Below are 10,437 nucleotides of genomic sequence, written 5' to 3' on the forward strand. Positions count from 1 at the left end.
TACGCAAGTGATGACCCATGGTGGCCGCCCCTCTGCGATACAACAACCGGACCCAGGCTCTAGCAGTTATGCTGATTTCGCATACATCTCTTCATGCTATGCAGATTTCACGAACCAACTGCATGGTCTGCGCTGCCAGGCGCGACAGCGGACGTTGTTCAAAGGTGGCGATGAACAAATGAGTCTGGATGGAAGGCGAAACGATCTGTGCCGCTTTCAAACCTTCCAGCTGGCCGTTGTTATTGGCCAGGGCCGAGCGAAACAGCACGCCATAGCCCATGTCGAGATTGATCAGCTCCAGCAGCGACGGGATGCTGTCCACTTCAAGGCACACGTCCAGATGCACCTCATGGCGCGACGCTTCGGTCTCGATCAGCCGGCGAATGGAGTGCGGTTCACTGGGTGTGATCAACGGGTAGCGCTCCAGATCCTTCATCGCGACCTGGGCGGGGAGGTCCGAGTGCTGGCTGCCTATTAGCATCAGCGGCTCGGAGTGAATATGTTCATATTGCAGCTGCGCGCTGTGGCCCGGATTGAAGAGCAGCGCGAAATCCAGTCGACCCAGCAGCAGCCATTCGCGCATCGAATGAGTCAGCCCTTCCTTGATGCCCAGAATGCAGTGCGGGAAGCGCTCCCGAAAAGCCGTGACCACCGCCACGGTGTGGCGTCGTGAAATACTCGGGGGAAGGCCGACCACGACCTTGCCGGACAGCGTGTCGCGTTGTTCGCGCAGATCTTCACGAGCCACTTGCACCTGACGCAGGATGCCTTTGCCGTGATCGAACAGGCGCTGGCCGGAAGCGGTCAGCAAAACGCCGCGCCCATTGCGCAAAAGCAGATGCTCCTGCAGCTCAACCTCAAGCTGGCGAACCTGACGACTGACGACCGGCTGAGAAATGTTCAATACGGCGGCGGCCTTGGTGAAACTTCCGAATTCGGCCACCCGTACAAAACATTCGAGCTGTTTCAGATCCATGGCTGCGACTCTGGCAAAAAAAACATGGTAACGCTTTTTTCCGGGTGGGCTTTGGTCAGCCAGTGGGCGGCTTCAAGGTCGTCGAACCTTTCATTCGGACGTGCTTGTGTTGGATCTTTCAAAAGTGTACTTTAGTGTACACATATGGAGGAGTGCAGTGATGAAAACCGCTTCTAACGCTCGTCTTTCCCACAAACCCATCAAAGGCTGTATCGGCACCCATATTTTCAACGGCAAGGAAGATCTGCTCTGCGGTGAGTTTGCCGGTGAAATACGCGATTTGCTGGAGCAACGGGGCGTGCTGGTCTTTCCGGCCATTCAGTTCACGGATGCCGAGCAAATCGCCTTCACTCAAACCCTGGGTACCTTTGCTCCGGAAGCCAGCGATGGTCAGGGGATCACCAAGATCACTCTGGACGTGAAGGAAAATCCGGCGGGTGCGGAGTTTCTCAAGGGATCGCTCTATTGGCATATCGACGGCACCCGAAACGAGTCACCTATCCTTGCTTCACTGTTGTCCTGCAAGGTGCCGGCGACCTGGGGCGGGAACACCGGTTTCTGTAATACCTACGCGGCCTATGAGGCGTTGTCTGCTGCCGACAAGGAACGTTACGAGACGCTGCGTGTGGTGCACGCACCCTGGGCATCGCTGCTTTATTACGATCCGGAACCCAGCCTGACCAGGCTGACCGCGATGCAGGCGATTGGCGAGAAGGAATTGCCGCTGGTGTGGAAACACCGGTCTGGGCGCAAGTCGCTGATCCTGGGCTGCACATCACAGCACGTGATTGGCGTCACCCCTGCGCAAAGTGCGCAAATCATCATCGGTCTGCGCGAGTGGGCGACGTCTGAGCCATTCAGCTATAGCCATCGCTGGCACGCGGGGGATCTGGTTATCTGGGACAACACGGGCACGATGCACCGCGCGGAAGCCTACGATCCGGCCTGCGGACGCATGATGCACCGTACCAAACTTGAGGGCGAAGAGCCGTTTGAGTGAGCATGCACGTATGCGGCGAGAGCACTGATGACGGGTGATCCCAGGCCTTCAACGTGGCAGCGCGCCCCGGAGAAACATGTCGACTGCTGCCGCCACCAGCTCGTCAATCTGCGCCAGCGTCATGGGTTTCGGATCCTGCTGAAACAGACGCTCATCAACTTCGCAAGTCAGCAGCGAGAGGAACTGTTTGGCGAGAACTCGCGGATTACCCTTTCTCAGTACGCCATTTTCAACGGAGGCGGACATGAGCGTTGACAGTGCCTCGATGCTTTGGCTGGGTCCTGATTCGTAGAACAGCGTGCCAATGTCGGAACGCCCTGACTCGGCCAGAACCATCCGGTAAACCTTGATCGCGGTGGAGTCGTTCATCACGATTTTCAGCATGCTCCGCCCGAATTGCAGCAGCGACTGTTCCAGGCTGACGCTGATCCCGGGATCTGCTGCAAGGTCAGCAACGGCGTTATACAAACTCGAGGTGGCATACATCTGGACCACCGCAATGAACAGGGCTTCCTTGGAGGAGAAGTAGCCGTAGAGCGTGGCTTTGGAACCACCCAGGCGTATCGAGACCTCTTTCATCGACGCGCCTTCGTACCCCAGATCAAGGAACACGCCGGCAGCAGTTTCCACGATGGCAGTACGGCGAGTTTCAGTACGGACCTTCATTGCTTCTCCAAAAGTAGACGAGTGTGTACATTTTAGTGTTGACGAGCGTCATCGGAACGGCTAAAAGTATACACGTTGGTACGGTTTTGATCGATGGCAGGTTTCATGCTGGATCAAACGATGTCTGTTCACTGTTTTCAGCAGTCCACATTCTTTGTTTGAGTCTATGGAAGTTAATGTTTGGTATGCAGGGAAATAACTTTCCCTAGCGCGTTATGGGTCTATCAACAATTTTCAGCCGGTTCTTATGCAAGCCCAATAAACAGGGCGGTGTATCCGCACGCCCGTTATAAGCCGTGATGGCGATCCCGAGTGTTATAGACGAGAGGAAAGAGTATGTGCAGTGCAGAGCCAAAAGCAGGCGTATTTCTATTGTTGGTATTAGCAATCGGAGGCTGCGCGACGCAAGAGCCTTTTCCTTATTCCGGAATTGAATCGTCGCGGGAAATGCGGCTGAACAAGGAGGATACGTCGGGACGTATTCCATTCCAGTACACCAGTAAAGTGGACTGGAGCAGATACAAAAACGTAATGCTCGAGCCGGTGGTTATTTACTCCGGGGCTGATGGTCAGTTTGCAGACATGACAGTCAACGATAAAAGGACGTTGGCCAACTTTATGACGACTGAGTTTTCCGAGGCGCTGGGACAACGCTTTCGCTTTGCCGCCAAGCCTGGGCCGGACACCCTCAGGATCCGCCTGACCTTGACCGGGGCCGAGACGACCACGCCCGTCCTGGCGACGTTTTCCAGGTTCGACATCGGCATGGGCTCCTACAACCTGGTTCAGGCTGCGCGAGACCGCAAGGGCACATTTTCCGGTTCGGTCAGCTACGCGGTGGAAATCTATAACGCTTCCACGTCACGCCTTCTGGAGTCCTACGTGACCCGACAATATCCCAGGACTTACGATATAAGCTCCACATTCGGTTCCTTGTCAGCGGCCAGGGAGGGTATATCCATCGGCGCTAAAAGTCTGGTCGATAGTTTCGGTTCTTATTGAACCTGCATAAGTAGCCGACTTTATACATCATCTGAACATGCCTCTTCGTCGACGGGTTGGCGATCGGCAGGATGATTGGCGCCGTTACTGATCGGGACCTGGCCCAGGTCATAAGGATTGACACCTTCCAGGCAACCAACGTTATAACCGTATTGGTCCGGATTGGAGCGGCGTTGATGATGGGTATAAATCCCGCAATTACCACAGAAGTAATGTTGCGCGGTGCGGGTATTGAACTGGTACAACTTCAGCTGACTTTGGCCCTGGACGATATGGACACCCTCCAGCGCAACGGTCGCGACTATTGCGCCTCGTCGTCTGCACATCGAGCAATCGCAGCGGCGGGGGTCGACGATGCCATCGGGCAGGTCAAGCTCCAGAACCACCGCGCCGCAGTGGCAAGAGGCGCGGTGTCTGGGCAGGATTGGAGTCGGACCGATTTTCTTGATCATGACTGTTGCTCCCGTTGCGTAAGAAAGTGGACAGGGTAGTTGTTAAGGCGTCTGATCACCAGACCAACAGCCAACCGATCAACGCGCTGGCGACCACCACCAGCCACGGCGGCAGCTTCCAGTACATCAGGGCAACCATGGCCAGCAGCGCCAGGGCGATATCCTGTAGACCGAAGATGGCGCCGGTCCATACTGGGTGATACAGCGCGGCCAGCAACAGGCCCACCACAGCGGCATTGATGCCGCTGAGCGCGGTCTGCATGCGTCGATTACGTTGCAGCGCGCCCCAGAACGGCAGCGCGCCAAACACCAGTAGAAAAGCCGGCGCAAAGATTGCCAGCAGGCAAATCAGGCCACCGCTGAAACCCGATGGCTGACCCTGCAGCGACGCTCCGAGAAACGCAGCAAAGGTGAACAGCGGCCCGGGCATGGCCTGGGCTGCGCCGTAGCCGGCGAGAAACGCCTGATTATCGACCCAACCGGTCGGCACTACCTCCGCTTGCAACAGTGGCAAGACCACATGCCCGCCGCCAAACACCAATGAGCCTGCCCGGTAGAAGGCATCCACCAATGCCAGCGTGTGCCAGGGCAGCAATTCGGCCATCATCGGCAAGCCCGCCAGCAGGATGCCGAACAGCATTAGCCAGAGGAATCCGGCACGGCGGCTGATGCGTACCTCAAGCGGCTGATGATTGCTCACTTCGCCGGGTTCGAGCAGCAGCACGCCAGCAATTCCGGCAAGGGCGATCACGCTGATCTGCGTCCATATGCCTGGCAGCAGCAGGGCGCCAGCAGCAGCGAGGAGCATCAACACGATGCGCGGCGCATCCGGGCACAGCGTGCGGCCCATGCTCCACACCGCTTGGGCGACCACCGCCACGGCGACCACTTTCAGGCCATGCAAGGCGCCAGGCGAAACAGCCTCGCCGAGGCCGGACAAACCCATGGCAAACAGCATCAGCACGATAGCCGAGGGCAGGGTGAATCCTGTCCAGGCGGCCAGTGCGCCAACATAACCGCCACGAGACATTCCCAGCGCAATCCCCACCTGACTGCTCGCCGGCCCCGGCAAGAATTGACAGAGGGCGACCAGATCCGCATAGCTGCGCTCGGACAGCCATTGCCGACGGGTGACGAACTCGGCGCGAAAATACCCAAGATGAGCGATGGGGCCACCAAAAGAAGTGAGCCCCAGACGCAGGAAAATCAGAAAAATCTGCAGGGAGGTTTGAATGTGCTGTCGCGAATTGGACATGGGCGGTTCTGGCGAGAGTCCTGAGAACTCAGTTTTCAGGACCTGAGCCGTGGTGAACCGAAGCTTACGCGTGATCCGGTTTTTTTTCGATGAGGCGTGCCGGCAGCATGCGTTTGAGCGTGTTATCGCCAATCCAGTAATGGTGAAACAGGCCGGCTGCGGCGTGCAGCCCGATCAGCCAATAACCGGCATTGCCCAGCAGTTCGTGCCACTCCTTCATCTGCTGCGCCATGGTCGGGTCGATACTGATCGGAGCCGGCAGCATGAAGCCGAAATACGGCACAGGTTTACCCTGAGCACTCAGCATCAACCAGGCGAAAACCGGCGTGGCGATCATCAGGCCATACAGTGCCAGATGCATCAAATGTGACACGCCGGTTTGCCAGCGTGGCGGGCGCGGTGCAATGGCCGGGGCCGGCATGATGCGCCCCAGCAGGCGGATCCAGACCATGACGAAGATAGCCAGACCGAATAAGGCGTGCAAGCCGAGCGAGAGACTCCTGGCCGCACTGCCTCGGGGCATCAGGCCCTTGAGCTCGATGCAGGCGTAAACACCGACAAATAGAAACAGCATCAGCCAGTGCATCGCAATCGAAAGCGTTGCATAGCGTTGTGGCGCGTTGGTTGAGTTCATGTGGGACCTCGTGATGGCAAGTTCGATAGCAGATCGCGACTCTGCCGGTCTTGGCTTAAGGCAGTCTGAAGAGACGTTGAAGTTCAGAAATATCGCACCTTGCTCACCTTCAGATTCCGTTAAGAATCGCTGTCGATACTCCACCCACTTACTCAAGGGGGGAGCGCCCTATGTCAGGTTTCGACTGGAACATTCATTTGCCACTGCGGTTCGGCACTGCCGGTACACCCGGTCTGGAACTGACGCGTTCGCTGTCCGGCGATGCGTCGCGCCAGGATCTGGAAGCCTTCATTCATGAGTGTTTCCACCAGGCTTATGGCGCCCGGATCAGCCACTTCATGCCTGAACTATTCGGCCTGAGTGACCGTCACAGCAGTCTTTTTGCTGTCGCTGGGGTTCGCCGGGCCGTTACGGGTCCATTGTTCCTTGAGCATTATCTGGATGAGCCGATCGAGCAGCTTGTTTTTGCGCGTGCAGGGCGGCCGGTGGATCGTGAGGGTATCGTCGAAGTCGGAAATCTGGCCGCCAGCAATCTGGGCAGCGCACGTTTGAGCATCATTACCGTGACCTGGTTGTTAGCCATGGGTGGTTTTGAGTGGGTGGCCTTCACCGGCAATTCCAGTCTGGTCAACAGTTTCACCCGGCTGGGTTTGCGCCCGGTCACACTGTGTGCGGCGGACCCGCTACGGCTGGGCGACGATCGTCATGCGTGGGGTACCTATTACGAAACGCAACCCAGCGTGCATGTCGGCGATATCCGGGCGGGCTTCATCCACCTGAGCAAGATGGGGTTGTTCGAACGATTCGGCTTGCCCCTGACACTGGAGCAAACCTGCAATGTCGCCTGAGCTGAACGCGTTCAAGACCCGGCTGCGTAACTACGCCTCAACGCAACCGGAGACGGTGGCGCTGTGGGGTGACGACCTGCGCCTGGACTACGCCGCCCTGTATACCGAAGTCGAGTTTCGCCAACAATTGTTGCGCGCCTCGGAGGTCAAGACCATTGGCCTGGCCCTGGACAACGGCCCACAGGCATTGCTTTGGGATCTGGCGGTCCTTTTTGAAGGGTTGACCTGCGTCACGCTGCCGCCTTTCTTCAGTGCAGGGCAACGTTTGCATTGCCTGCAGCAAAGTCAGGTCGGACTGGTGATCGCCGATGAAGCATTGGCGCCTGAATTGACTGGCGCCGGGTACAAGCGCTCAGGGGAGTTCTGGTTTCATGTTCAAGCGCAGACCAATGCCATGCCCCAAGGCACGGCGAAACTCACGTTCACCTCCGGCACCACCGGCACGCCGAAAGGCGTGTGCCTGAGTGCCGAGAGTATGCTGGCGGTCGCCAGGCAGCTGCATGAGGCGAGCCTCGATGCTGCGCCTTCGCACCATCTGGCCATCCTTCCCCTGGCGATCCTGCTGGAAAACGTAGGTTGCTATGCGGCGCTGTATGCCGGCGCGACCCTGAGCCTGCCCAGCCAGACTACCCTGGGCATCCAGGGCGCCAGCGGCGTCGACGTGCCACGCATGCTCGAATGCCTGCAGCGGCGCCGCCCTGAAAGCCTGATTCTGGTTCCGCAGCTGTTGCTGATGCTGGTCAGCGCGTGCGAGATGGGGGCTTTCGATGCGTCAATGCTGCGCTTTGCAGCTGTTGGCGGGGCAAGGGTCAGCAGTGAATTGTTAGTGCGGGCGCAACGTGTCGGCCTGGCGGTTTTTGAAGGGTATGGTCTTTCCGAATGCGCCTCTGTCGTGGCCTTGAATCAGCCCGGCGCACAACGTCTGGGTAGCGTTGGCAAACCATTGCCCCATGTTCAGGTGCGTCTGGCCGAAGACGGCGAGGTGCTGATCGGCGGATCGCCCATGCTGGGTTATCTCGGCGATCCAACCCCTGCACCAACGTGGTGGCCCAGCGGTGACCTGGGCGAGTTCGACGCCGAGGGATATCTCTATCTCAAGGGCCGCAAGAAACATCAATTCGTGACCAGTTTTGGCCGCAACGTCAATCCGGAATGGGTCGAGGCCGAACTGACCCAAAACAACCGGATCGCCCAGGCGTTCGTGTATGGCGAGGCGTCGCCGCGCAATCACGCACTGCTCTGGCCCGTCAGCGCGGACTGTACTGATGTGCAGCTTGCCGAGGCTGTCGAGCGCGCCAATCAAGCGTTGCCCGATTACGCCAGGGTTCACGACTGGACCCGGCTCGAACAGCCATTCAGCACCGCCAACGGCATGGCTACCGCCAATGGCCGTCCGCGCCGGGAAGCCATTCTCGGACGCTACGGGCATTTATTTTCTGCATCGATTCAAAGTGAGGAATCCCCATCATGAGTTTTTTCGACACGCTCCAGCATGCGACCCGTCAGGAACGCGACACGTTGTTCAACCTGCCGCTTATTCGCAAGGCCCTGATGGGCGACGTCAGCCTGGAAAGCTACCGGGCGTTTCTCACCCAGGCCTATTACCACGTGCGGCACACCGTACCGCTGATGATGGCTTGTGGTGCGCGCTTGCCCCAGCGTCTGGAATGGCTGCGCGCAGCAGTATGTGAATACATCGACGACGAGTACGGGCACGAAAAATGGATTCTCAATGACATCGCGGCGTGCGGTGGCAACGCCGATGCCGTCAGCGCCGGCCGGCCGCAATTGCCCATCGAACTGATGGTTGCGTACCTCTACGACCTGATAGCCCGGGACAATCCGGTCGGCCTGTTCGGCATGGTCAACGTGTTGGAAGGCACCAGCATCGCGCTGGCGACACATGCCGCCGGCAGCATCCGTGACCAGCTGCAGCTGCCGGAAACGGCCTTCAGCTACCTCAGTTCCCACGGCAGCCTGGATATCGAGCACATGCAAACCTATCGCCGACTGATGGACCAACTGGACGACCCGGCTGATCAGGCTGCTGTCATCCATGCCTCAAAAGTCGTCTACCGCCTTTACACCGACATGTTCCGTGAGCTGCCGGGCGCAGAGGTCGCAGCACCTTTGAAGGATGCAGCGCATGCGTCTCTCTGAAGCCAAGGTCGTACTGACGGGTGCCAGCGGCGGCATCGGACTTGCGATTGCCGAGGCGCTGTGTGCCAGCGGCTGCGAAGTGCTTGCGGTTTCTCGGCACAAGGAACCTTTGCTGCCACTGCTGGAGCAATACCCCCATTTGCTACGTTGGATCGAGGCAGATCTGACCACGGAGGAGGGACGCCAGCGCGTGGTGACGTCGGCGCGGACGCTGCACGGCGTCAACCTGCTCATCAATGCGGCGGGGACCAACCATTTCGCCATGCTTGAACAGTTGGATGAAAGCGCGATCAGCTCGATGCTGGCCGTAAATGTACATGCGCCGATACGCCTGACTCAGCTGCTGCTGCCGCTGCTCAACAAAGCCAGCAGCGCCACGGTGGTCAACGTGGGATCGACATACGGGTCAATTGGCTATGCCGGCTATGCCACTTATTGCGCCAGCAAGTTCGCTTTGCGCGGGTTTACCGAGGCATTGCGCCGAGAGTTGGCAGACACACGGATCAGCGTGCTTTACGTCGCCCCTCGTGCCACCCGGACATCAATGAACAGCGGTGCTGCGCAGGCCTTGAACGATGCGCTCAACGCCAATGTCGATGATCCCCGGCAGGTCGCCCAAGCGGTGGTGCATGCCATCGCCGGCGATCGTCGCGAACTGTATCTGGGCTGGCCGGAGCGGTTTTTCATCGGCCTCAACAGCATCCTGCCCAGCCTCGTCGACCGAGGTTTGCGCAAGCATCTACCACTGATTCGACGCCTCAGTCACGTTCCTGCCAACGAGAAAACCAAACCATGAAAACGATCATCATCGGGCTTGCTTGCGGGTTGCTGAGTCTGCCGCTGTGGGCACTGGACGCTCCCGACCAGCAACGTCTGGCCGCCATCCAGCAGGAATGGGCGCATGTGCAGTACGAAGTTCCCGCGCCACAGCGACCCGACGCTTTCGAAAAGCTTGCCGCGCAAACATCATCCTTTGTGCAAGCGCGCCCCCAGGCGGCCGAAGCCTGGATCTGGTCGGGTATCGTCACCAGCAGTTGGGCGGGAGCCCAGGGTGGTCTGGGTGCGCTGAGCAAGGTCAAGCAAGCCAAGGCTGATCTGGAAAAAGCGCTGTCTCTGGACCCCAAGGCGCTGCAAGGATCAGCCTACATCAGCCTGGCAGCACTTTATGATCGGGTACCGGGATGGCCTCTCGGGTTTGGCGATGCCGACAAGGCCGGGCAATTGCTGGAGCAGGGCCTGAAGCTCAATCCGGACGGTATCGATCCGTTGTATTTTTGGGGTGACCATTTGTACCGACAAGGCCACTATGCTCAGGCCAGGGATGAGCTCAACAGAGCGCTACAGGCCGCGCCACGTCCTGGCCGGGAAAAGGCCGATGCTGGCCGACGTCAGGAAATAGGGCAGTTGCTGGCCGATGTCGAAAAGAAACTTAAATAAAACGGAG

The 10,437-nt window shown here is 58.5% G+C and carries 12 protein-coding genes; 7 read left to right on the plus strand and 5 right to left on the minus strand.

Features of this window, described 5'->3' with window-relative positions:
* Positions 1 to 91 precede the first annotated feature (91 nt).
* Positions 92 to 976: a LysR substrate-binding domain-containing protein gene (locus AFK24_RS10510; RefSeq protein WP_065833172.1), complete on the minus strand. Its 885-nt coding sequence runs from the start codon at positions 974 to 976 to the stop codon at positions 92 to 94.
* Positions 977 to 1,136: 160 nt separating this feature from the next.
* Between AFK24_RS10510 and AFK24_RS10515 the strand changes: the two genes are divergently transcribed.
* Positions 1,137 to 1,976 (plus strand): TauD/TfdA dioxygenase family protein, encoded by an 840-nt coding sequence (locus AFK24_RS10515; protein ID WP_065833173.1) that lies wholly within the window; start codon positions 1,137 to 1,139, stop codon positions 1,974 to 1,976.
* A 48-nt stretch (positions 1,977 to 2,024) separates the two neighbouring features.
* Here AFK24_RS10515 and AFK24_RS10520 read toward each other — a convergent pair whose 3' ends face one another.
* The gene (locus AFK24_RS10520) at positions 2,025 to 2,642 is read right to left on the minus strand and encodes a TetR/AcrR family transcriptional regulator (RefSeq protein WP_065833174.1); all 618 of its coding nucleotides are present in this window, start codon (positions 2,640 to 2,642) and stop codon (positions 2,025 to 2,027) included.
* A 336-nt stretch (positions 2,643 to 2,978) separates the two neighbouring features.
* Here AFK24_RS10520 and AFK24_RS10525 point away from each other — a divergent pair, with 336 nt between their 5' ends.
* Positions 2,979 to 3,644, plus strand: a complete 666-nt coding sequence (locus tag AFK24_RS10525; protein WP_065833175.1) for a DUF3313 domain-containing protein — start codon at positions 2,979 to 2,981, stop codon at positions 3,642 to 3,644.
* Positions 3,645 to 3,664: 20 nt separating this feature from the next.
* On the opposite strand, the gene AFK24_RS29880 is transcribed toward AFK24_RS10525, so the two are convergent.
* The 3 genes from AFK24_RS29880 to AFK24_RS10540 form a co-directional block, all read right to left on the minus strand.
* The gene (locus AFK24_RS29880; RefSeq protein WP_080482117.1) at positions 3,665 to 4,096 is read right to left on the minus strand and encodes a GFA family protein; all 432 of its coding nucleotides are present in this window, start codon (positions 4,094 to 4,096) and stop codon (positions 3,665 to 3,667) included.
* A gap of 55 nt (positions 4,097 to 4,151) precedes the next feature.
* Positions 4,152 to 5,351 carry a chromate efflux transporter gene (gene chrA / locus AFK24_RS10535; protein WP_065833177.1) on the minus strand — a complete coding sequence of 400 codons (1,200 nt, stop codon included), beginning with the start codon at positions 5,349 to 5,351 and terminating at the stop codon, positions 4,152 to 4,154.
* A 64-nt stretch (positions 5,352 to 5,415) separates the two neighbouring features.
* The gene (locus AFK24_RS10540; RefSeq protein ID WP_065833178.1) at positions 5,416 to 5,985 is read right to left on the minus strand and encodes a cytochrome b; all 570 of its coding nucleotides are present in this window, start codon (positions 5,983 to 5,985) and stop codon (positions 5,416 to 5,418) included.
* Positions 5,986 to 6,155: 170 nt separating this feature from the next.
* On the opposite strand from AFK24_RS10540, the gene AFK24_RS10545 reads away from it, so the two are divergent.
* The 5 genes from AFK24_RS10545 to AFK24_RS10565 are packed head-to-tail and all read left to right on the plus strand — an operon-like array spanning position 6,156 to position 10,430.
* A complete protein-coding gene (locus AFK24_RS10545; RefSeq protein ID WP_065833179.1) occupies positions 6,156 to 6,833 on the plus strand; it encodes a thermostable hemolysin in 678 nt (225 codons plus the stop codon).
* Positions 6,823 to 8,304 carry an AMP-binding protein gene (locus tag AFK24_RS10550; protein ID WP_065833180.1) on the plus strand — a complete coding sequence of 494 codons (1,482 nt, stop codon included), beginning with the start codon at positions 6,823 to 6,825 and terminating at the stop codon, positions 8,302 to 8,304. The genes AFK24_RS10545 and AFK24_RS10550 overlap by 11 nt, the downstream gene beginning before the upstream one ends.
* Positions 8,301 to 8,993, plus strand: coding sequence for a TenA family transcriptional regulator (locus AFK24_RS10555; RefSeq protein WP_065833181.1), 693 nt, complete (start codon positions 8,301 to 8,303; stop codon positions 8,991 to 8,993). The genes AFK24_RS10550 and AFK24_RS10555 overlap by 4 nt, the downstream gene beginning before the upstream one ends.
* Entirely contained in the window at positions 8,980 to 9,789 is an 810-nt protein-coding gene (locus tag AFK24_RS10560) for an SDR family oxidoreductase (protein ID WP_065833182.1), read from the plus strand. Before AFK24_RS10555 ends, AFK24_RS10560 begins: the two co-directional genes overlap by 14 nt.
* Entirely contained in the window at positions 9,786 to 10,430 is a 645-nt protein-coding gene (locus AFK24_RS10565; RefSeq protein ID WP_065833183.1) for a tetratricopeptide repeat protein, read from the plus strand. Before AFK24_RS10560 ends, AFK24_RS10565 begins: the two co-directional genes overlap by 4 nt.
* Positions 10,431 to 10,437: the final 7 nt, after the last annotated feature.

The sequence above is a fragment of the Pseudomonas syringae genome (assembly GCF_001698815.1).
In the GTDB taxonomy this organism is placed as follows: domain Bacteria; phylum Pseudomonadota; class Gammaproteobacteria; order Pseudomonadales; family Pseudomonadaceae; genus Aquipseudomonas; species Aquipseudomonas syringae_A.

What these genes read in the sequence shown, in the direction of transcription:
- AFK24_RS10515 (WP_065833173.1), top strand. Translation starts at nt 1,137, where the DNA reads ATGAAAACCGCTTCTAACGCTCGTCTTTCCCACAAACCCATCAAAGGC.
- AFK24_RS10550 (WP_065833180.1), top strand. Translation starts at nt 6,823, where the DNA reads ATGTCGCCTGAGCTGAACGCGTTCAAGACCCGGCTGCGTAACTACGCC.
- chrA (WP_065833177.1), bottom strand. Translation starts at nt 5,351, where the DNA reads ATGTCCAATTCGCGACAGCACATTCAAACCTCCCTGCAGATTTTTCTG.
- AFK24_RS10510 (WP_065833172.1), bottom strand. Translation starts at nt 976, where the DNA reads ATGGATCTGAAACAGCTCGAATGTTTTGTACGGGTGGCCGAATTCGGA.
- AFK24_RS10525 (WP_065833175.1), top strand. Translation starts at nt 2,979, where the DNA reads ATGTGCAGTGCAGAGCCAAAAGCAGGCGTATTTCTATTGTTGGTATTA.
- AFK24_RS10545 (WP_065833179.1), top strand. Translation starts at nt 6,156, where the DNA reads ATGTCAGGTTTCGACTGGAACATTCATTTGCCACTGCGGTTCGGCACT.
- AFK24_RS10555 (WP_065833181.1), top strand. Translation starts at nt 8,301, where the DNA reads ATGAGTTTTTTCGACACGCTCCAGCATGCGACCCGTCAGGAACGCGAC.
- AFK24_RS10540 (WP_065833178.1), bottom strand. Translation starts at nt 5,985, where the DNA reads ATGAACTCAACCAACGCGCCACAACGCTATGCAACGCTTTCGATTGCG.
- AFK24_RS10565 (WP_065833183.1), top strand. Translation starts at nt 9,786, where the DNA reads ATGAAAACGATCATCATCGGGCTTGCTTGCGGGTTGCTGAGTCTGCCG.
- AFK24_RS10560 (WP_065833182.1), top strand. Translation starts at nt 8,980, where the DNA reads ATGCGTCTCTCTGAAGCCAAGGTCGTACTGACGGGTGCCAGCGGCGGC.
- AFK24_RS29880 (WP_080482117.1), bottom strand. Translation starts at nt 4,096, where the DNA reads ATGATCAAGAAAATCGGTCCGACTCCAATCCTGCCCAGACACCGCGCC.
- AFK24_RS10520 (WP_065833174.1), bottom strand. Translation starts at nt 2,642, where the DNA reads ATGAAGGTCCGTACTGAAACTCGCCGTACTGCCATCGTGGAAACTGCT.